Below are 20,782 nucleotides of genomic sequence, written 5' to 3'. Positions count from 1 at the left end.
CATGGCGCGCATGGCACAGAAGGACCATTTCCATGGCCAAGCACACCGTGCCGCGTTATTTCCCCGGCGAACCCACGGTCCCCGCATAGATATCGGCGGAAGCCGGGAGCGCCACATCGAACTTGGTGCCGAAGTCGTAGAGATCGACGGTCGAGACGACCGTCATGGGCGCCGCCGACCCGCCCCGCGCGACGCCGAACCGGTGGGAGAGCCTGCGCGGCAGGCCCTGCCGGTCGAGGTAGGCGTCGAACCGCACCGTGCCGCTGGAGAACCCCCGCGCCGCCACGGCCAGCGGACCGCGGTCCCGCTCGGGCGCGGCGCGCGCGGCCTGGCCGAGGTCGATGGTGCCCCAGTAGTGCCGCACGCCGACCCCGCCCACCCGCTCGTCCCTCATATACGTCACCTCACGCGCCCCGCCCAGCAGTTCGGCCGCCGCGAGCGGGTCCGTGGCGCCGTTGGTCAGCAGATTGCCGTCGGCGAAGGCCGGCGTCGACAGCCGCACCCACTTGTCGGCGGGGACGCCCGCCCCGCGGTTCTTCATGAAGAGCGCGCCGGGGACGAACACCTCGGTGACGGCCCGGTGTTCGGTCGCGCCCGCCGCGTCCGCGGGCACCAGCACCGTCAACTCACCGGCGGGCCGGGCGAAGTCGTAGCCGCCCGTGCCGTGGATGGTCAGCCGGGTGCCGCCGCTGACCGTCTCCATCGACGTACGCACCTTCGCGCCGCCCGCCTCGGCGAGCGCCCGGGCGGCGTGGCGCAGCGCCTCGCGGGCCTGGCCGGGGTCGTCCGCCTGGCGGGCCTCGCCGCTCAGGCTCTTGAGATCACCCCGCAGCTCCGGCCGCTCCTGGGCGGCGCAGCCGGACACCAGCAGGCCGATGGCGATGCCGCCCGCCGTCACACGTCCGCTCCGCCGCACCACCATGACCGTCAGCCCCCTGCCAGCACGCTGTGGAACCCGTAACTGTCAACGACCTCCGGTGACCACCGTCACGGCCGGGTAGCGTGGTCACGTGTCCGACGCAGCCGCCGCGGGCCTCTCCGCGGCCCACTCCACCAGCACCAGCGAGACCGGTTCCTTCTGCAGTGCCCGCTGCACCTGCGGCTGGCGCGGCCCGGCCCGCAGAGCGCGCTCCCTCGCGCGCGAGGACGCCGTGGCCCACGTGTCGACGGCCTCACCGATGAGCCCGTCCGGCGATTGAGGACAACGCGCGAAGCGTGTTGCCGGGGGTCTGGGGGCTTGCCCCCAGTTCCGGGAAGGGGCGGGTAGGGGAAAGCGCCGCAGGCCAACGGACCCGCACCCCTACGAAAGCTACGCCGCCAAATCATTGTCCCGCGGCAACGGCCGCTCAGGCGCCGCAGCCACAACAGGAGCCACCGCCCCACCAGCCCGCACCAGCCACCCCGCCCGCGACGCCGCGAGCATCCGCACCGCCGGGGTGAGCAGCATCATCGCCAACGGGGCCAGCAGCAGCGCGACCGCCGTGCCGAGCGCGAGCCCGCCGACGACGTCCGTCGGATAGTGCACGCCCAGATAGACGCGGCAGAAACCTTCGAGGAAGGCGAGGCCGATGCCGATCAGGCCGTACTTCCGGTTGGCGACGAAGAGGCCCACGCCGATCGCCATGGTCAGCGTCGCGTGGTCGCTGACGAAGGAGTAGTCGGTCTTGCCCTTGACGAGGACGTCCAGCCCGGTGTGGTCGACGAAGGGTCTGGGACGCTTGACGAAGTCCCGGATCGGGATGTTGACCAGGAGCGCGATCCCGGCGGCGAGGGGTGCCCACAGCAGCCCCGCCACGGCGGCGGGCGCGTCGTCCCGCTTGCGGACGCTCCACCAGGCGCAGACCATCAGCACGGCGAGCCCCAGGACGATCCCGTACTCGCCGATGAACTCCACAGCGTGGTCCAGCCAGTTGGGGGCGGACTTGGCGATGCCGTTGATGTCGTAGAGCAAGCTGTTGTCGGGGCCCGGCCCGCCCCCGGCCTCCGACACGAGGTGCCCCACCGCGAGTCCAGCCATGTGTCGTGGCCCCTTATCTGTCGCCTCGTGCTACGTCCAGCTGCCGACCCCCGTGGTCCGTTGCGCCCGCCGATGGCGGCGCTGCTTTCCCACTCCCATGGAACGCGCCACTCCGGCCGGGCGTTCCACTCTCCACTCAAAGATCACCAGGACGTTATCGAAGGGTGACCCATCGTTGCAGTCCGGGGTCGGGACTTCAGACCCCCTTGACCTTGGGGAGCGCTTTCGCGCCATCTTCGGTGACCCGGGTCGCCCCGATGTAGTCCGGTGTGTCGATCTTGTCGAAGCGGATCAGCGCCCCGGTGTGCGGCGCGTTGATCATGTATCCGCCGCCCACGTAGAGCCCCACGTGGTGGATGCTGCGAGGGTCCGTCAGATCGTGCGCGAAGAAGACGAGATCCCCGGGGAGCAGCTCATTCCGCTTGGGGTGCGCGCCCGCGTTCCACTGGTCGTTGGCGACGCGCGGCAGGGTGATGCCCACCGATTCGTACGCGGCCTTGGTGAGCCCCGAGCAGTCGAAGCGCCCCCCGTCCGCGGCGGTGCCGTCGCCGCCCCACAGATAGGGCGTGCCGAGCTTGTCCTGCGCGTAGTAGATGGCGCCGGCCGCCTGCTGCGAGGGCGCGACCGGGCTGACGGGCCTGGCGAAGCTCTTCTCCAGGGTCCGGATGGACTTCACATAGCCCTGGGTCTCGTTGTACGGCGGCACGCCGCGGTGCTGGATGACCGCGTACGCGCCGGCGTTGTACGACGCCAGCATGTTGTCCGAGAGATCACCCGGGACGCTCTGGACGTCCTTGGAGAGCTCGCAGTCGTAGACGGCCGCCGAGGGGATGGCGTCCTGGGGGTCCCAGATGTCCCGCTTGCCGTCCTTGTTGGCGTCGATCGCGTGGCTCGCCCACGTCTCGGGGATGAACTGCGCTATCCCCTGGGCGTTCGCGGGGCTCACGGCCTTGGGGTCCCAGCCGCTCTCCGAATAGATCTGCGCGGCGAGGATCGCGGGGTTGAGGGCGGGACAGAGATTGCCCCAGTCCTTCACCAGCTGCTGGTACTGCGCGGGAACGGCACCGCTCGCCAGCCCCACGGTGCCTCCCCCGCCGCCGCCCACGAGGTTGGCGGCCGCCGTGTACACGCCGACGACGAGCAGCCCGATGAAACACAGGACCATCCCGGTCCCGACACCCACGCCCACCCAGACCTTCCGCACCCCGCAATCCTCCCCCAAGGGCCCGCCGTGTATCCGTCAAATCCCGTTGATGCGTGCCGCGTCACGGGGCCCGGTCGCCCACGAGGGGTCGAGCCGGCGACATCTCGCCTCCCACGCCACGCAGCGCCGCTCGCACAGCGGCCGCGCCACGCCGGGTCGCCGCCACCGCGCCCGACGCGTCAAGGGCGCGTGGATCGGGCGCCTCCGGCCGTACCGGCGACGCGGGCGCGTCCGGTCGCGCGGATGGCGCGAAGCGCCGTTCGAGGGCGCGTTGCTCGGCGAAGGTGGGCGCGTCCGGCATTTTTCGGAGCAGACGATTCCGGATGAGGCCGACGGCGGAGTGGACGTGAGCGGGCAGCCCGCCGGTCAGCGCTTCCCGGACCTCCGCCAGGCACGCGCCCCGCTGGAACCACTCCCCTGCGAGCGGAGCGAGGCGGGCGATGTCCATGCCGGACAGCCGCAGGCGGCGTTCGGTACGGGAGACGGAGGTGAGGGCGTGGGCGCCTTGCGTGACGTAGGGCGGGGGCACGGTCGCCGCCATGACTTCCGTCGCACTTCGGTTCCGAGAACCAGCAGCGTGGACGCCATCCCTCGCTGACATCAAGAGCGCGATGCCCTAGGTCCTTTGATGGGCGTAACCCGCCACTACGCCCCATCCGCCTCCCCCCACTCGACAACCCATCGAGCCTCGGCGAAGAATTGCCCCAAAGCATCTTCGTCTTCGACCCACGAATCACCTCCGGCTGTCAGGAAGTCGCTGTCCGCAGCTGTGAGAATAAGATAACTGGGCGGATCGTCCGGAAGCTCCTTGACGATCACGTACCTACCTTGCTCATCACCTGACGCGATGCGCCCTACGATGCCGATTTTGATCACCTATCCACCTTCCCTTGCACTACTCGACCAGTGGCACGTGGTTATTCACCATCGATTTCTTATCGCCAGGATTCTCGAATATCTCCAGGTGCACATGAGGTATATGCGGCCAATGACCTCCAACCAACGAGTCCTGATCCATCCTGAACTGGCGCAGGCCGTCTGCACTGCGGAACACACCGCGCCCCATCCCCCGCTCCTCATAGTCCTCACCAAGGAATTTGGCGCCCATCTCGATAGCTTCATCGGCGGTCACCGGGTGAGCGCTGACCATGCTGCCCTTGCCTGCCCGGGTCTCGGCAACAGCTGCGTGCTCGCACCCCATCAACCCCAGTGGATCCGCCCAAGTAACCGGATTGTGCACATACGCAACCGGATTCGGCGCCGGCGCCAACCCCAGCGGATCCGCTGACAGATACCGCCCCGTCTCCGGGTCGTAATGCCGGTGGAAGTTGTAGTGGAGACCAGTCTCCGGATCGAAGTACTGGCCCGGGAAGCGGAGCGGCGTATAGGCCGTGCTTCCCGTGGGCCAGGCCGTCGTTCCCCAGAGCGTCGCGCGGGATTGCCATGCCACCTCGCCCTCGGGCGAGATCAGTTCCGTCGGCGTGCCGATCAGGTCCGTGACGATGGCGAAGAAGCGGGAATCCACCTCTCGTTGGGACGCGTCGGCCGTCGATATTCGTTCCGTCTGGGCGATCGGGTGCAGGCCGTCGTGGTCCCACGTCAGCGTGACCGGGTTGGGGAACTCGGAAGAGGTCGTCGTCTGTTCGACCAGCTTCGCGCCGTCCCACGTGAAGCGGACCTCTTCGAGAACCCCGCCCGCCGCGTCGAGGCGCTGTTTCGCGATGCGGCGGCCCAGCGGGTCGTACAGATAGCGCCAGCACGTCCCGTCGGGGGTGGTCACCGACCGCAGGCGGTCCTCGGCGTCCCACTCGTACCGCCAGATGTCCGGCTTCCGGGAGAGTCGCGTCTTGCGGCGTACGACGACACGGCCCAGCGCGTCGTGTTCGTAACGGACGCCACCCGCACGGGTGATGCGAGTGCCCGCGTACGCGCGCGGCCCCACCGCCTCCTGCCCCGGGTGCGCCGAAGGCCAGTCGGCAGAGGTCTGGTTGCCCGCCTCGTCGTAGGCGTAGCGCTCGCTCCAGCCGGGAGCGTCCACCGCCGTGACCCGGCCGGCCGCGTCCAGGGTGAAGGAACGGTCGTCGATCGAGGCCACGGAGCCGTCACGGCGGTATTCGTAGCGGTGCGTCACGACACCCGGCACACTCTGCTCGCTCAGCCGGCCTGCCGGGTCCCAGACATGGGCCAGGGCCATCCCGGAGCCGAAGCGGCGGGCGATCTCCCGGCCCGCCGCGTCGTGTTCCATGGTGAAGGCGTGGCCCGACGCGGTCATGGCCGTGCGGCGGCCCGCCGCGTCGTACGCCCACGTGCTCACCGCGCCCGTCGGCGTGACCCGCTTCGTACGGCGTCCGAGCTCGTCGTAGGCGAAGGTGAGCGTCCGGCCGTCGCACGTCTCGGACTTGACGCGGCCGAGCCGGTCGCGGCCGTACGCGAGCGTCGCGTCCGGACCCGCCGCCTCCAGGAGCCGGCCCGCCGCGTCATGGGCGTACGTCGTCACCGCGCCGCCGGCGTTCTTCGCGACGACCCGCCCCAGCACGTCACGCTCGTACGCGACGGTCTGCTCCAGTGGGTCGGTGCGCGACACCAGGCGGCCCGTCGCATCATGCGCGTACCGCAGCGTCCGGCCGTCGAAGTCCGTCTCCGAGGCGAGCCGGCCCGCCGGGTCGAACTCGTAACTCCAGGTCAAGCCTTGCGGATTGGTGACGGCCGTCAGCTGAAGGCGCGAGTCATGGGTGAATTCGTACCGCACGCCGTCCGGACCGGTCCGCGCCGTGAGCAGGTCGAAGTGCGTGTATTCGGAGCGGGTGACGCCGCCGAGCGCGTCGGTGTGCGTGACGCAGTTGCCCTCACCGTCGTACGTCCACCTCTCCTCGGCACCGTCCGGGCCGAGACGGCGGGCGAGCTTGCCCTCCAGAGTCCATGACAGGCGGGTCGTCGCACCCATCGGATCGATGACGGTCGTCACGCGGCCGAAAGCATCACGGCAGTACGTGGTCACGCCGCCGAGCGGGTCCGTCACCTCAACGGGCAGCCCCTTCGCGTCGCAGGTGACGCGTGTGGTGGCGCCCAGAGCGTCCGTGACCGATGCCGGGTGACCGAGCGCGTCGTACGTGAAGCGGGTGACCGCGCCCGAGGGGTCCGTCGCGGAAGTACGGCGGCCGGCGGAGTCGAAGGTCTGGTGCCGGACGGAACCGTCCACGTCCGTCACGGTCACGGGATGACCCGCCGAGTCGTACGCCACCGTCGCGGCCCGGCCGTCAGGGCGGGTCACCGAGAGAAGCCGCCCCGCGTCGTCGTAGCGGAACTCGGTGGTCCGGCCGAGGGCGTCGGTGCGGGAGAGCAGCCGGTTGTGGCGGTCGCGGCGCGTGCGCGTGACGGCCCCGGTCGGGTCGATCTCCGCGACGACGTGCGAGGTGGCGTCCTCGACGACGTAGTGCGTCGTGTGCCCCAGCGAGTCGGTCATCGACGTGACCCGCAGGCCCGTGCCGGGGTCCGGCTCGCCGTACTCCAGCGCGAAGCGCATATGGCCTTCGGAGCCGGTCTGGAAGACGCAGCGGTCCCGGTCGTCGTACTCGTAGACGTACCGGCAGGCGTTGCGGTCGGTCCACGCTGTGATCCGCACGCGCTCGTCGTAGTCGAACCGCAGGGGCAGACCCGAGGAGTTGATGACGTCCGTCAGGTTTCCGTCGGTGTAGGCGTAGCGGATCAGTTCGGTCTCGGCGCCTTCGGTCACCAGGTGGAGCGCGGTGATCCGGCCTTCGCCCGTGGTGACACGGACGTGGTAGCCGCCGTCGTGCCTGATGCCGGTCGGGGTGCCGTCACCGTCGTACTCGAAGGTGATCCAGTGGCCCCCGGGCTCGGAGACCTGCTGGAGCAGGGCGAGCCCGTCACCGTACGGGGTGAAGTGCCGGGTGCGTCCGGACACCGGGTCCTCGATGACGTAGCCACCGCCGTCGGCGTCGGCCAGCGACCACCGGGGCCCTTCGACGGGGAGCGTCGTGACGCCGGGCACCGGGTGCGGGTAGCTGAGCAGCATGCCGTCCGCGCGTACGTACACCACGCCCGCGGAGTCGATCTCCAGCCGCTCGTCGGCGGTGCTCGACCACGAGGGTCCGAACCACCGGCCCGCCTGGTAACCGGACTCCGCCCGCCGCTCGAAGATCAGCGGCAGCCCGGCGGCGGGCAGGGAGACATCGGTCTGCGGCAGGAACATCCGGCCGGTGGCCATGTCGATGGGGTCACCGCCGGTGCACTTCTGGCCCGGTTCGATGCCGCCCTGCTTGGGGTTGGCGTCCACGGCCTCGCGGGCCGCGCCGCTCTTGATGCCTTGCTCCGCCCCCGCTTCGGCGGCGTCCGTCGCCCCGCGGCGTGCGGCGCCGACGGCCATCCGCTCGCCGGCGTTGGCTCCCGCGCTGCCGCCGCCCGTGGCGGCAGCGGTGAGGATGTTGCCGAAGAGGCGGCCGGTGGCTTCGGAGGGGTCGGAGCCCCAGCCGTCGCCGAGGAGGGTGGCGGGGATGCGGCCGGGGTGGGCGGCGAGGGTGACCATGCCGGCGCTGGTCTGGACGACGCCGTCGAGGTACGCGGCGGGGTGGGTGATGTTGTAGGGGTCGAGGGGGTTGAGGGTACGGGCGAACCGCGTCATATCGGTCACCGACCGCACAGCACCGCCCAGGAGGTGCATCGCCTCGACCTGGCCGCCGTCGAAGAGGTCCTTGGCGTCCCCGGCGAACCGGTCGGAGAACTTGGGCAGCTTCGGCGCGAGTTCGACGGCTTTCTCGATGGCCGAGCGGGCCGTCCCGGCGGCCGCGTTGCGCTGCTTACGGGCCTCGGTCAGGAGCCGCTGGGCCTCCTCGCGGTCGGCGATGCCGGGGTCGGTGCACGGGGGCGGCGGCGCACCGGGGTCCTTGCCCTCCTTCACCTTCGCGTTGTACGCGTCTACCGCCTTGTTGTAGGCGTCCCTGGCCGCCTTGGCGGCCTCCTTGCCCTGTTTGTACAGGCGTACCGCTTCCTTGGCCTGGGCCTGGGCCCAGGTGACGGTGTGCGCGTACGAGGACAAGGCGGCCGCCGCATCCTGACAGGAGTCGGCCGCGTGCGCCCACTTCGGGGCATGCTCGGCAAACTTCTGCGCGAAGTTGTCCGAACCTTCGCCCTTCCATCGACCGGGGTCGATCTTCTGCATGCCGGCGTGCGCGGTGTTGAACGCGGTACGGAAGCTCCGCAGGTGACCGGCGGTGGCCTCGATGCGCTTCGCGTCCCCATGGAGAAGCTGCTTGGGATCCTCGGTCTCCTCGAGCTGCTTCTCACCGATCTCCGCGCCCAGCTCGGCCGCCCGCTTGTCGGACCAGTCGTCCACGGAGTGGGCCGCGCCGTGCAGACCGACCGCGTCAAGACCGTCACCGAGCTTGTGCCCGCCCCATTCGACGGCCTCGCCGAGATTCTTCTTACCCGCGTCGACGGCGTGCTCGATCTTGTCGCCGATGCCGTCCCAGATGGCCATCAGTGACCCTTCCCGGCGGGCGGCGCCTGGCCCTTGATGTCCGCGATGGTCCGCGCGAGCGCCTCGTCGGTGTGGTGGCCGGCCTGCTTGAAGGAACCGGCGCTGTAGTCGGGGTGGGCGATGTCGTTGAACGGGTTGTCCTTCAGCGTCCGTCCCCAGGACTGCTGTTCCGCCTGCTCCTCGGTCAGGTGCGGGTTGCCCATCACGGCGTTGGCCGTCACCTTGAAGGTGTTCGAGATGTACGCGTCGCCCTCGTGGTAATAACCCGCGGCCAGGCCCACGCGCTCCGCGAACTGGCTGCCGTCGTGCACCAGGGCCCTTACGCCCCACTCCCATCGGTGACAGAACGACTTGAAGGCGTCCGTCAGGCCCTGGTGCCCGGTCTCCATGCCGGAGAGGGTGAGCTCGGAGAAGCCTCGGCCGGTGGCCGCCCCACCGGGTGAACCGCCCGATTTCTTGAGCTCGTCGATGGCGCCGTTGATCCCCTTGGTGATGTTGTCGAGAGCGTCCTTGGGGGCGTCTATGCCGTCGCTCACCGTGCCGCACCGCCCGCCGGCCGTATTCCGCCGTCGACGGCCGCGTGCTCGGGCACGATGCCCGCCACCGGCGGGAACATCATGGGCCGCTCGCCGCCCACGTCCAGCGCCACGCCTGTCGGCTCGTCGACGGCCGGAACGACGACGTCCACAAGCCGGGCACCGAGCACGGAGCGGTATTCCCAGTCGCGCGTCGCCCCACCACGGGCCGCGGCGAAGCGGGCCAGCGCGCTCTCGTCCGTGAAGGCGTGGATCCACTGCACTCCGCCGAACTCGGCGGTCCACAGGCCGCCCTGATCGTCCAGCGGTACCAGCACGGCGGTCCGCCGGAACTCGCCGATCAGCGAGGCCGGCCGTCCTCGCACCGCGTGAATCGCGCCAATCTCATCCGTCAACGCCACCGTGTCCCGCCCCTCCCCTTTCAGGGCAGCGTATACAGCGCGCGACAGAAATCGAACGGAGGGTCAGGCGGGGCACGCGGTGGTCCTCTATCGTGAACAACGACATTCAGCCGTACATCCCTTGAGGGGGAACCGTGGCAGAGCTCAACTGGATTCCGGCGACCGAGGGTGACGAAACGGAATATCTTGAGGTCGCTTTCGGTGACGACGGCAATGTCTACATCCGGGAGAACCACCGGCCGGACGAGGTGGTGGTGACCACCGACGCGAAGTGGGACGCCTTCGTCCTGGGCGTCAAGGCAGGCGAGTTCGACCACTTCGTGGAAGGCGTCGAGTAAGCCACGGTCCACACCCGGCCACCGGCGACGACGGCACCTCAGTCGTCGGATTCGCCGCCGTGGCGTGGCTTCTTCTTGCCGTGGCCACCCTTCCGCGCCTCGCCCGAAGGCGACGCTGTCACATCCGCCGGGAGAACCCGCTGAACCTCCGGGCCCGGCCCCTGCGGCTGTGCGCCCCCGCCGCCGGAACCGAACGCCCAAGCGCCGATCGCGGCCGCCACCACGAACGCCGCGGCCCCGGCCGACGCGATGACCAGCACCTTCGGCTTCCGTACGTCCTTGCGGCCACGCCGCGCCGGGGTGGCCGCCGGCGTGGGCACGGGAGCCGGTGTCCGCGTGGGAGCGGGAGCCTGGGGGCCTACGGGGGCGGCGGGCATCGGAGCCGGCGCCGACGCGGCGGCCGGTCCCCAGGGGCCGACGACCGGCCCCGGCGCGGCGCGCGGCGGCGCGGCCGGAGGGGCGCCCTGCCACGACGGCCCCGCGAACCACTCCGCCACCTCTTCCGCCGACGGCCGCTCCTCCGGCTGCTTGGCCAGCATGCGCAGGAGACAGGACTCGAAGGCGGGCGGCAGGTCGGCCCGATGGCGGCCCGGCGGCTCGGGCGCCGCGTCGACGTGGAGATAGAGCAGCGCCGTCGGGCTGTCCGCCCAGAACGGCGGCCGGCCCACGAGGAGCTGATAGAGCACGCAGCCCAGCGCGTACACATCGGAGGCCGGGCCCGCCATCCGCCCGAGCGCGCGCTCGGGCGCGAGATAGGTGCTCGTGCCGACGATCTGACCGACCCTGGTCAGCGCCGTGGACGTCTCGTCCACGAAGCGGGCGATGCCGAAGTCGCCGATCTTCAGCGTGCCGTCGGCGTCGAGCATCAGATTGCCGGGCTTGACGTCCCGGTGGACCACTCCCTGCCGGTGCGCGGCCGCCAGCCCGGAGGCCGCCTGGGCGGCGATGCGCGCGACGCGGGCGGGGTCCAGGGTGCCGCGCGCGGCGAGCTCCTGGGCCAGGCTCGGGCCCCGGACCAGCTCCATGACCAGATAGAAACGCCCGTCCCAGGCCCCGAAGTCGTAGACACCGACCACTTGGGGGTGATTCAGGCGGGCGGCCGTCTGCGCCTCCAGCCGGAACCGCGACGCCGCCGACTCGTCGGCCTCGTCGCCCAGCAGCAGCTTCACCGCGACCTGACGGCCGAGCACCTCGTCCCGGGCTTCCCAGACTTCGCCCATGCCGCCGCGGCCGAGGAGCTCTCCCAGCCGGTACCGATCGGCTACCAGCACCCGTACCACCCTTGTTCTCGACGCCCCCGGAGCGCCGGACACAGGCGGTGAGGGCGACGCACACGGCGATCAGGCCCCACGGCCACGAGGCCCGGTGATCAACCAGGCGGCGCAGGCTCCAGCGTACCGACCGAACACACCGCCACTCGAACATCCGCATGGGCCCCCACCTCGCCGATCATTGCTCGCCGTCCATACGCGTGATACATAGAGTCACCATAGGACTCCCCACTGACAGCGCCTCGCGACGCAGGCCGCACCGGCATCGGTGAAAGGCGTACGGGTTCCGGCAAAAAATGGCGCCAAGTCGACATGCCGGAGCGGCATCGTCGGCGAAGATAGGTCCTGACCTTTGCCAGGCGGCGGAGGGGATGACAACTACCCATAAGGGGCGGTGAGTTACAAATGTTTTTGGCGGCCGGCGACAAGGGTGACATCAACACCATCATTGGCGGAATTGCCCCGAAATGGGGGCCGTTCGGCAGCCTGGGCAACGAGGCACGTGTTCTGGTCGAGGTCGTGATGGCGGCGGCCATCCTGCTCTGCCTCGCTATCGCGATCTGGGGTGCGGCGAAACAGCGCATCGGGGCGACGGCCTTGCGGGACACTTTCAGCGCCGAACAGGGCAAGGGCCTGATCGTGGCCGGACTCACCGGTGTATTCATCATCGGCTCGCTCGGCACTCTCTTCACCATTGTCTACGGCATGGCCATCTGACCCACGCGATCCGGCCGTACCGCGCGGCCCTCTTGACGAACCGGCCCCACCCTCCGGCCACCTCCTCATCGTCAGCCCCAACCGCCCCACCGACCCCATGAGTCCCGCCGCGCATCACCCCCGCGCAGACCCTCTCGTCCCCGAGTCCCCCCGCACCGAGGCTGCCACCTGATGCCCCCTCACACCCCCTCGTACTCCTCCCCCCAGAACCGCTCCGCGCCGCTACCGTCATATGCGGGTGCCACAGCGGCGAAGACGTATGAGGGGACGTGCGCGCGATGAGTCTCGGTGACGACGGCTACGGCCAGGACCCCGGCCGCCCGGGCGGCGACTACGGCGAACCCGCCGGCTTCGACCGCCACCTGACGCGCACCCGCCTGCCGGAGGGCGAGGGCGAGCTGTACGGCCCGAACCGGCGCCCACACGGCGGCCGCCCGGGCCGCGGCAGCGGCCTGTCCAGCCGGAACCTCATCACCGTCGTCGGCGTCGTCGTGCTCCTCATCGCGGCGATCGCCTTCGCGAACAGAGGCGGCGGCGGCTCGTCGGACGACTCGGATGCGGCCGGCGGAAAGGCGAGCGCGCAGCCGACCGCTCCCACGGGCGTGAAGCCGGTGACAGGCAAGGACGGTGCGACGGGGATCGCGTCGGGGTTCGCGCATACGGAGCAGGGGGCGCAGTCGGCGGCTTCGAATTATGCGGTTGCGCTCGGCTCGGTCGAGATGTTCAACACGGCCAAGCGGCACGACATCGTGAAGGCAGTGATCGCGCCTTCGGCAGTGGAGAAGTTCCAGGGCAACCTGGACCAGGCGTACTCGTCGACCTTTTTCAAGAACGTCGGCCTCAACGGAGACGGATCGGCCCCCAAAGGGCTCACGTTCGTGTCGCGGACCATTCCGATCGGCACCAAGACCACGCAGTTCAGCCAGGACAGCGCCACGGTCGAGGTCTGGTGCACGGGCCTGCTGGGGCTGGCCGGCGAAGGCTCGACCAAACCGGTCACCACGGGCTGGTTCACCATCACCATGCACCTGACCTGGACCGACAACGACTGGAAGGCCGTCGATCACTCCCAGAAGGAGGGTCCCGCCCCGGTCAGTGGCGATGTCCCGGCTTCGAGCGCCAGCGCCATCGCCGACGCGGTCAACGGGTACGGAGGGTTCACGTATGCCAGGTAGTCTCCGCCAGCGCGCCCTCACCGTGTCGGGGGTTCTGGCCGCCGCGCAGGTATCCGTGATCCTCCTGGCAAGCCGGGCGTTCGCCGTACCGTCACCTCCCCCGAGCTCACCGCCGGGCTCCGCACCGCCCTCCACGCCCACTCCGGGTGCGAGCGCGGGCCCGAGTGCGAGCGCGAGCCCGGGCCCGGGCAAGAACCCGTGCGACCTCATCCACGGCCCGGCACACGACTACTGCCAAAGCGGCAACACCGGCTCCACCCCCACCACCCCCGACCCCCAATCCTCCACAGACCCCCTCAGCTCCCTCGCCAAAGGCTGTGCCGACGCCGCCTCCTGGATCATCAAGAAGCTCTCCCAAGCCGTGCACGCCACCGGCAACGTCGACTTCACCAACGCCACCTTCCTCCAGCAGTACGCCGTCGTCTTCGCCGCGTCCAGCATCCTCACGCTCGTCCTCTGGCTGCTGGCCGTCGCCAAGCGGGCCGTGCGCGGCGTGCCGTTCACGGAGGCGTTCACGGAGGCCGTGGGGTTCCTGTGGCTGACGGTGCTCGCTTCCGCGTTCACCCCGCTGATCCTCTACACCCTCGTGTCGGCCACCGACGCCGTCACCGATGTCATCGCCACCGGCAGTGGTTCGAACAACGACACCTTCTTCGGCGCCTTCGCCGACGCCCTCCAGAAGGGCGACCACATCGGCGGCGGCCCGATCATGCTGATCGTGGTCTCGCTCGTGTCCGTGCTCGCCGCCGGCGTGCTGTGGCTGGAGCTGGTGATCCGGGCCGCCCTGCTCTACGTCGGCGCCCTCCTCGGCACCGCCGTCTACGCGGGTCTGGTCGACAAGAACATGTGGGGCCACGTGCGCCGCTGGGCGGGCGTCATGATCGCGGTGATCCTGGTGAAACCGATCATCGTCGTGGTGCTGGGACTTGCCGGAGCCCTGTCCTCCGGAAAGGGCCCGAACTCCTTCTCCGCCGTCGTGTCCGGGCTCGCCATCATCATCCTCGCCATCTTCGCCAGCGCGATGATCTACCGCTTCGTCCCCGGGTTCGGCGACGAGATCGTCCACACGCGCAACGCCAGCAAGGACGCGGCCTCCCGGCAGGCGGCCGCCGTGATCTCCTCGCCCGCCGCCCTGGTCAAGCAGGGCATCACCACCCACAGCGCCCGCGGCAACGGCGGGAACGGCGGCGGCGCCCAGGCCCGTCCCGGCAACTCCGTGTCCGGCGGCGTCGCCGCCCACAGCACCCGCGCGCCCGCCCGCCCGGAAGGCGGCAAGGCCGGCAACGGAAGCGCCCCCTCCGCCGTACCGGCGCCTCGCGCACAGAACCGCAGCAATACGCCAGGAGGTGAGCGGAGTTGACGATCCAGGCCCAGTCCCAGCCGATCGCGGCCCGCCGTACGTATCTGATCGGCCGCGCCCGTCCCAACGCGGTCGTCGGCAAGAACCGGGAGACCGGCGAGATCGCCCTGATCATCGCCGGCGCCTTCCTCGGCATGATGTGCGGCCTCCTGGTGCCGATCCTCCCGCTGCGGATCCTGACGCTCAGCGGCTTCCCGGCGCTCGCGCTGTCGGCCGTGTACGTCCCGTACAAACAGCGCACGTTCTACAAGTGGTTCGAGATCAACCGCACGTACAAGCGCACGCTGCGCCGCGGCGCCACCTACCGCTCCTCCGCCGCCGAGGCCGGCACGAGCCTGGACGGGCGCGAGGTCGAGGTCGGGCCGCCGCCGGGGATCGGCCGGATCAGCTGGCTCGCGGCGCCCTTCGGACCGGACGAGATCGCCGTCCTGCTGCACGCCGACCGCCGTACGGTCACGGCCGCGATCGAGATCGAGGGGCCGGGTGTCGGGCTGCGCGACTCGGAGGACCAGGAGGCGCTCGTCGACCGGTTCGGCACACTGCTCAAGCACGTCGCCAACGGCGACGGCTATGTGACGCGCATCCAGATGCTGGCCCGCACGCTCCCCGCCGACCCCGACGCGCACGCCAAGGATGTCGAGCGCCGGGGCGACGAGAAGTCTCCCCAGTGGCTCAAGGACTCCTACGACCAGCTGCAGTCCATGGTCTCGACCTCATCCGAGCAGCACCGCGCCTACCTCGTCGCCTGCATGCACTACACCCGCGACCTGGCCGCCGAGGCGCAGACCATCGCGCGCGCCTCCCGGCACGAGGGTGGCGCGCGGCGGCTCGACCGGGACGGCGGGCTCGCCGTCGTCATGGCACGCGAACTCACCGACATCTGCGCCCGGCTCGCCGAGGCCGACATCCGGGTGCGCCAGCCGCTCGGGCAGGGGCGGCTGGCGTCGCTCGTGCACTCGATGTACGACCCGGACCACCCCATCGACCACATCCAGGCGATGACGCAGCGCAACGCGTGGCCCGCCGAACTGGACGCCATGGAGCCGACGTACCTCCAGGCGAAGACGCGCGAGTCGTCAACACGCGCACCCTGGTGTCACTCCACCGCCTGGGTGAAGGAATGGCCGATGACGCCGGTGGGCGTCAACTTCCTCGCGCCCCTGCTCGTGCACACCCCGGACGTCATCCGGACGGTCGCCGTCTGCATGGATCTGGAGCCGACGGACGTCGCCATCGAGCGGATGCTGACGGAGAAGACGAACGACGACGCGGACGCCTCGCGCGCCGCCAAGATGAACCGGGTCGTGGACCCGCGCGACGTGGCCCACCACTCCCGCGTCGACCAGCGCGGCGAGGACCTCGCGAGCGGTGCGGCCGGCGTCAACCTCGTCGGATACATCACCGTGTCGTCGCGTTCACCGGAGGCACTGGCACGCGACAAGCGCACGATAAGAGCGTCGGCCGGCAAGAGCTACCTCAAGCTGGAGTGGTGCGACCGCGAGCACCACCGGGCCTTCGTCAACACGCTGCCGTTCGCGACCGGCATCCGACGATAGGGGCAACCGCCGTGCTCGACCCACTGGCCGTACTCACCGAGGCGTTCACCAGCTTCCTGTTCGGGAAGGTGGAGACCACCCGACTGCCCGTGCGGACCTCCACCGGGCAGGCCCAGGCCGTCTATCTGCCGACCGCGGCACCGGGCCTCGGCGACTCCGGCGTCGTCATCGGGCGCGAGGTGTATTCCGGCAAGGGCTACATCTACGACCCCTTCCAGCTGTACGGCCAGCAGCTGCCGGCCCCGCACTGGCTGGTGCTGGGTGAGTCCGGCAACGGCAAGTCGGCGCTGGAGAAGACGTACGTCCTGCGCCAGCTGCGCTTCCGCGACCGGCAGGTGGTCGTCCTCGACGCACAGGGCGAGGACGGTGTCGGCGAGTGGAATCTCATCGCCCAGCAGCTGGGGATAACGCCCATCCGGCTCGACCCGACGGCCGCGCTCAACGGTGGCATCCGGCTGAACCCGCTGGACCCCTCGATCACCACCACCGGACAGCTCGCGCTGCTGCGCACGATCATCGAAGTGGCCCTGGGCCGCGGCCTGGACGAGCGGTCCGGTTTCGCGCTCAAGGTGGCGCACGCGTACGTCAACGAGACGATCCTCGACCGACAACCCGTGCTGACCGACATCGTCGAGCAACTGCGCCATCCGGAAGCCGAGTCCGCGGAGTCGATGAATGTCGACATAGACGATGTGCGCGCGTGGGGCCTGGATGTCGCTCTCGTGCTCGACCGGCTGGTCGACGGTGACCTGCGGGGCATGTTCGACGGGCCGACGACGGCGGGCATCGACCTCGACGCGCCGCTGATCGTCTTCGACCTCTCCCACATCGACCGCAACTCGATCGCCATGCCCATCCTGATGGCCATCGTGGGCGTGTGGCTGGAGCACACCTGGATCCGCCCGGACCGCAAGAAGCGCATCTTCCTGGTGGAAGAAGCCTGGCACATCATCAACTCGCCCTTCGTCGCGCAACTCTTCCAGCGCCTGCTGAAGTTCGGACGCCGGCTCGGCCTGTCGTTCGTGGCGGTGGTGCACCACCTGTCGGACGTGGTCGACGGCGCGGCCGCGCGGGAGGCGGCCGCGATCCTGAAGATGGCCTCGACGCGCACGATCTACGCGCAGAAGGCCGACGAGGCCCGCGCCACCGGCAGGGTCCTCGGCCTGCCGCGGTGGGCCGTCGAGATCATCCCCACGCTGACGCCCGGCATCGCCGTGTGGGACGTCAACGGCAACGTCCAAGTGGTCAAGCACCTGATCACCGACGCCGAGCGGCCGCTGGTCTTCACCGACCGCGCGATGACCGAGAACGGCGAGGACTACCTGGCCCGCGAACTCGCGGCGGAGGCGGCAGCCGCCGAACGCGCGGCCGCGGCCATGGAGGCACAGCTGGCCGACGGGGCGTACGGCTCCGAGTCGACGGTGGCCTGACCGATGAGCGGTTCCCACCCCGCCGGGGAGCGCCGACCCGAACGTGGCATTCCGGATGGCCTGTTGGTCGGCGTCATCGCGTTATTGCTGGGCCTGACCCTGCTGGTGTGGGTGACGACCGGCCTCGCCGGCCTGGCCGCGCACGGCGACTGGCCGGACGGCGTCAGCCTGGACCGTACGCCCGTGGCCCTGCGCCACCTGGCCACCGAACCGCACGACCTCGCGGCCGCCTGGCCGGACACCCCTCCGGCCGCGCTCTCCGGATACGGGCTCTTCTGGGGCCTGCTCATCGGCGAGTTGCTGGCGCTCGTCGTGCTGGGCGTCTTCGTCCTGGGCACGTGGACCCGCTGGCGGGCCGTACGGGCGCGACGGCGCGCGGAGGTGACCACGGGGACGCCGGTGGCCACTCAGGCCCCGGCAGAGGCCCCTGCGAGCTCCCAGGCCGCCTCCCCGGCGACCGAGCCCCCGGCGGTCACGGCCGCCGTGCCACCCCAGCCCAGGGAGCGGCAACAGCCCACCACGGCGTCCCCCGCCGCGGACGCCCCGCCGCCGCGCGTCGTCCACAGCACCGACCGGCGCGGTGCGGCGGCGCGCGCGATCCTCGAAGCGGCCGGGCCCGTGCTGGTGACCACCAGCGACCCCGAGCTGTGGGCCGACACCAAGGACTCCCGCGCCAAGCTCGGCCCGGTGCACGTCTTCGACCCGAGCCACCTCCTCGACACCCCCAGCCGCCTCCGTTGGTCCCCCACGGCCGGCTGCGAGGTCCGCGACACGGCGGCCACGCGCGCGGCAGCGCTGCTCGCGCCCGTGCGCCCGCTGAGCGCCCTTGACTCGGCGACGGCCGACACCGCGGAGACCCTGCTGCGCTGCTGGCTGCACGCGGCGGCCGTGGACGGCCGCCCGTTCCGCCAAGTGCACCGCTGGGCCCAGGGAACGGGGGCGCACGAGCCCGTACGGATCCTCCGCACGCACCCCAAGGCGGCGGGCGGCGCGGCGGGTGAGCTGGAGTCGGCCTTGACTGGTCATCCGGAACGCCGGGATATGGCACAAGAATTGACGAGTCGGGCGCTCAATTCCCTTTCGTCCATCCATATTCGGGACGCCTGCAATCCCAATCGAGCCGATGCTCTCGCGTGGGAATCATTCATCGCAGAAGGGGGAACCCTGTACGTGGTGGGTGAGGCGATTGAGGATCCTCGCACCCGCCCGGGTGCGATGCCTCTGCTGACCGCACTCGTCGCAAGCGTGGTCGAGCTCGGCCGGGGCATGGCCGGAGGGTCATCTGCCGGTCGGCTCGACCCACCACTGACGTTCGTCCTGGACGACGTCGCGGCGGTGGCGCCGGTGCCCGCCCTGCCCGGCCTCCTGGCGGACGGCGAGTCCTTGGGCCTGCCGACGTTCGCCCTCCTGCGCTCGGAGGAACAGGCACGCGCCCGCTGGGGCCGCCCTCTGCAGGCGAGCCCCTGACACGGCCGCGCACCCTTCCGCCCGTACGGATCAGACAGCCGGCCGGGCGAGCGCCATCTCGTATTCCAGCGACGACGGATCGCCCTGCATCGGCACGGTGACGCCCGTCCGCTCGAAACCGAGCTTCCGGTACAGCCCCTCGGCCCGGGCGTTCCGCTCGTGCACATAGAGCCGCGCCCGAGCCATACGGGGCTCGGCAAGGCCCCATGACCAGTCGAGCGCCGCCCGGAAGAGGGCCTCCGTCAGGCCCGTGCCGCGGTGCTCAGGGCGTACGAAGACCGCGACCAGATGCGTCTGCGGCACGACCGCCGGACCGCCGAAAACGCCCTCGGTGCCGGGCAGTTCCACCAGGACGGTCACATTTCCCGCCCAAGCGCCGTCGGGCCCTTCGGCGACGAAGGACGTGGAAAGCGCCCGGTCCTGCCAGAACTCGTCGGGCTGGGCGACAGCTTCGTCATAGGTGCTGAGAAAGGCGATCGGCGCGGCCGGATCGGAGAGTGCGATCAGGCGCAACTCCTTGGCCTTCCGCCACTCGTCGGGCCGCACGGTTCTGATCAGATGCTCCATCTACCGATGGTCAACCTGCGTCCATGGCCTGGGCAAATCAGTTTTCCCGCTGTGCCACGGGGGCATGGGAGAGCGCGTGAACGGTATACGGGGGATGGTCGTAGTCATAGCCATGGGGGCGGACGAAGCCGCGGCGGTCCTGCCCCCGGATCTACGGGCCAGGCTCGCGGGGCTCGCCGCTCCGGTGCTCGGCACACTCGTCGGACCACTCACCACTCCGGAGGCCCGTGCGGCTCTGGAAGGCGCCGACATACTCATCACCGGGTGGGGATGCCCGCCCCTGACGGAGGCCGTGCTGGAAAGCGCGCCCCGGCTGCGGGCCGTCGTCCACGCGGCGGGTTCGATAAAGGAGTTGGTGACGGCGGGGGTATGGGAGCGCGGCATAGCGGTCTCCTCCGCCGCCGGGGCCAATGCCGGCCCGGTCGTCGACTTCAGCCTCGCCGCCATCACCTTGGCCACGAAGAAGGCCCTGTCGACCGCGGCGGCCTATGAGTCCGGCTGGCCCGCCTTCCGGGACCGGCAGGGCTCCGACGGCCGCACCATCGGCATCATCGGCGCTTCTCGTATAGGCCGCCGCGTCATGGGCCGCCTGCGCGCTTCCTGCGTCGGATATCGGCTCCTCCTGCACGACCCGTATGTCTCCGAGACCGAAGCGGCGAGCCTGGGGGCGGAATCCGTCGCTCTGGCGGGCCTCTGCCGGGCGGCCGACATCGTCAGCGTGCACGCCCCGCAATTGCCCGAAACACACCACCTGTTGGACGCGGAGCACCTCGCGCTCATCCCCGACGGCGGCACGGTCGTCAATACGGCACGCGGCTCGCTGATCGACACGGAAGCCCTCACCCGCGAATGCGCCTCGGGCCGCCTCGACGCCTTCCTCGACGTCACGGACCCCGAACCACTGCCTGCCGGGCACCGATTGCTCCAGCTGCGGAACGTGCTGGTCACCCCGCACATCGCCGGCGCACAGGGCAGCGAGGCCCGCCGGCTCGGGGTCTACGCGGTGGACGAGGTGGCACGGCTGGTACGGGGAGCGCCGCTGCTGGGGCGGGTGACGCCCGACCAATTGGAGCGGCTCGCGTGAGACAGAAGTGCCCGGGAACGCAGAAATGCCCTGGCAGGAACCGGAGTTCCCACCAGGGCATTTCATCAAAATTTGTTCGGCGGCGTCCTACTCTCCCACACGGTCCCCCATGCAGTACCATCGGCGCTGAAAGGCTTAGCTTCCGGGTTCGGAATGTAACCG

19 protein-coding genes and 1 rRNA gene are annotated in these 20,782 nt (G+C 70.4%); 9 read left to right on the top strand and 11 right to left on the bottom strand.

The genetic code is table 11. From position 1 onward, the window contains the following. Window positions 1–55: 55 nt before the first annotated feature. Window positions 56–922 carry an SCO4651 family lipoprotein gene (locus ACZ4A5_RS20380; protein WP_467585672.1) on the bottom strand — a complete coding sequence of 289 codons (867 nt, stop codon included), beginning with the start codon at window positions 920–922 and terminating at the stop codon, window positions 56–58. 88 nt (window positions 923–1,010) lie between these two features. On the opposite strand from ACZ4A5_RS20380, the gene ACZ4A5_RS20375 reads away from it, so the two are divergent. After that, window positions 1,011–1,199 carry a hypothetical protein gene (locus ACZ4A5_RS20375; protein ID WP_467585668.1) on the top strand — a complete coding sequence of 63 codons (189 nt, stop codon included), beginning with the start codon at window positions 1,011–1,013 and terminating at the stop codon, window positions 1,197–1,199. Window positions 1,200–1,309: 110 nt separating this feature from the next. On the opposite strand, the gene ACZ4A5_RS20370 is transcribed toward ACZ4A5_RS20375, so the two are convergent. From ACZ4A5_RS20370 to ACZ4A5_RS20340, 7 genes are all read right to left on the bottom strand, one after another. Continuing rightward, a complete protein-coding gene (locus ACZ4A5_RS20370; RefSeq protein ID WP_467585665.1) occupies window positions 1,310–2,017 on the bottom strand; it encodes a phosphatase PAP2 family protein in 708 nt (235 codons plus the stop codon). Window positions 2,018–2,213: 196 nt separating this feature from the next. Beyond that, window positions 2,214–3,221: a C40 family peptidase gene (locus tag ACZ4A5_RS20365; protein WP_467585661.1), complete on the bottom strand. Its 1,008-nt coding sequence runs from the start codon at window positions 3,219–3,221 to the stop codon at window positions 2,214–2,216. Between the two features lie 61 nt (window positions 3,222–3,282). Beyond that, the gene (locus ACZ4A5_RS20360) at window positions 3,283–3,762 is read right to left on the bottom strand and encodes a hypothetical protein (protein WP_467585658.1); all 480 of its coding nucleotides are present in this window, start codon (window positions 3,760–3,762) and stop codon (window positions 3,283–3,285) included. Between the two features lie 104 nt (window positions 3,763–3,866). Further along, window positions 3,867–4,097 (bottom strand): hypothetical protein, encoded by a 231-nt coding sequence (locus tag ACZ4A5_RS20355; protein ID WP_467585655.1) that lies wholly within the window; start codon window positions 4,095–4,097, stop codon window positions 3,867–3,869. 19 nt (window positions 4,098–4,116) lie between these two features. Next, window positions 4,117–8,718 carry a putative T7SS-secreted protein gene (locus ACZ4A5_RS20350; RefSeq protein WP_467585652.1) on the bottom strand — a complete coding sequence of 1,534 codons (4,602 nt, stop codon included), beginning with the start codon at window positions 8,716–8,718 and terminating at the stop codon, window positions 4,117–4,119. Further along, a complete protein-coding gene (locus ACZ4A5_RS20345; protein ID WP_398868264.1) occupies window positions 8,718–9,254 on the bottom strand; it encodes a hypothetical protein in 537 nt (178 codons plus the stop codon). Before ACZ4A5_RS20345 ends, ACZ4A5_RS20350 begins: the two co-directional genes overlap by 1 nt. After that, window positions 9,251–9,619 (bottom strand): SseB family protein, encoded by a 369-nt coding sequence (locus ACZ4A5_RS20340; protein ID WP_467585649.1) that lies wholly within the window; start codon window positions 9,617–9,619, stop codon window positions 9,251–9,253. The genes ACZ4A5_RS20345 and ACZ4A5_RS20340 overlap by 4 nt, the downstream gene beginning before the upstream one ends. Window positions 9,620–9,789: 170 nt before the next feature. Between ACZ4A5_RS20340 and ACZ4A5_RS20335 the strand changes: the two genes are divergently transcribed. After that, complete coding sequence (locus ACZ4A5_RS20335; RefSeq protein WP_361525583.1) at window positions 9,790–9,993, top strand: DUF397 domain-containing protein; 204 nt, start codon at window positions 9,790–9,792, stop codon at window positions 9,991–9,993. A gap of 38 nt (window positions 9,994–10,031) precedes the next feature. Here the strand turns inward: ACZ4A5_RS20335 and ACZ4A5_RS20330 are convergent, their stop codons facing one another. Further along, the gene (locus tag ACZ4A5_RS20330; RefSeq protein ID WP_467585646.1) at window positions 10,032–11,264 is read right to left on the bottom strand and encodes a serine/threonine-protein kinase; all 1,233 of its coding nucleotides are present in this window, start codon (window positions 11,262–11,264) and stop codon (window positions 10,032–10,034) included. 405 nt (window positions 11,265–11,669) lie between these two features. Here ACZ4A5_RS20330 and ACZ4A5_RS20325 point away from each other — a divergent pair, with 405 nt between their 5' ends. The 6 genes from ACZ4A5_RS20325 to ACZ4A5_RS20300 all read left to right on the top strand — a co-directional run bounded on the left by ACZ4A5_RS20325 (window position 11,670) and on the right by ACZ4A5_RS20300 (window position 18,969). Next, window positions 11,670–11,981, top strand: a complete 312-nt coding sequence (locus tag ACZ4A5_RS20325) for a hypothetical protein (protein ID WP_116213239.1) — start codon at window positions 11,670–11,672, stop codon at window positions 11,979–11,981. Between the two features lie 278 nt (window positions 11,982–12,259). Next, entirely contained in the window at window positions 12,260–13,156 is an 897-nt protein-coding gene (locus ACZ4A5_RS20320; protein ID WP_467585643.1) for a DUF8175 domain-containg protein, read from the top strand. Beyond that, window positions 13,146–14,516, top strand: a complete 1,371-nt coding sequence (locus tag ACZ4A5_RS20315; protein ID WP_467585640.1) for a hypothetical protein — start codon at window positions 13,146–13,148, stop codon at window positions 14,514–14,516. The genes ACZ4A5_RS20320 and ACZ4A5_RS20315 overlap by 11 nt, the downstream gene beginning before the upstream one ends. 2 nt (window positions 14,517–14,518) lie before the next feature. Further along, entirely contained in the window at window positions 14,519–16,072 is a 1,554-nt protein-coding gene (locus ACZ4A5_RS20310) for an SCO6880 family protein (RefSeq protein ID WP_467585902.1), read from the top strand. A gap of 11 nt (window positions 16,073–16,083) precedes the next feature. Beyond that, window positions 16,084–17,502: an ATP-binding protein gene (locus ACZ4A5_RS20305; RefSeq protein ID WP_467585637.1), complete on the top strand. Its 1,419-nt coding sequence runs from the start codon at window positions 16,084–16,086 to the stop codon at window positions 17,500–17,502. 3 nt (window positions 17,503–17,505) lie between these two features. Then, window positions 17,506–18,969 carry a DEAD/DEAH box helicase family protein gene (locus ACZ4A5_RS20300; protein ID WP_467585635.1) on the top strand — a complete coding sequence of 488 codons (1,464 nt, stop codon included), beginning with the start codon at window positions 17,506–17,508 and terminating at the stop codon, window positions 18,967–18,969. A gap of 30 nt (window positions 18,970–18,999) precedes the next feature. Here ACZ4A5_RS20300 and ACZ4A5_RS20295 read toward each other — a convergent pair whose 3' ends face one another. Further along, complete coding sequence (locus tag ACZ4A5_RS20295) at window positions 19,000–19,536, bottom strand: GNAT family N-acetyltransferase (RefSeq protein WP_467585632.1); 537 nt, start codon at window positions 19,534–19,536, stop codon at window positions 19,000–19,002. 94 nt (window positions 19,537–19,630) lie between these two features. Between ACZ4A5_RS20295 and ACZ4A5_RS20290 the strand changes: the two genes are divergently transcribed. Then, on the top strand, window positions 19,631–20,620 hold the full coding sequence (locus ACZ4A5_RS20290) for a hydroxyacid dehydrogenase (protein WP_467585629.1): 990 nt from the start codon (window positions 19,631–19,633) through the stop codon (window positions 20,618–20,620). Window positions 20,621–20,694: 74 nt separating this feature from the next. Here the strand turns inward: ACZ4A5_RS20290 and rrf are convergent. Beyond that, a 5S ribosomal RNA gene (gene rrf, locus ACZ4A5_RS20285) occupies window positions 20,695–20,782 on the bottom strand; the annotation flags it as partial.

Source organism: Streptomyces sp. NPDC025618, from assembly GCF_055558795.1.
The sequence above is the reverse complement of the archived record's forward strand: the minus strand, read 5'-3'. Positions and strand labels throughout refer to the sequence as shown.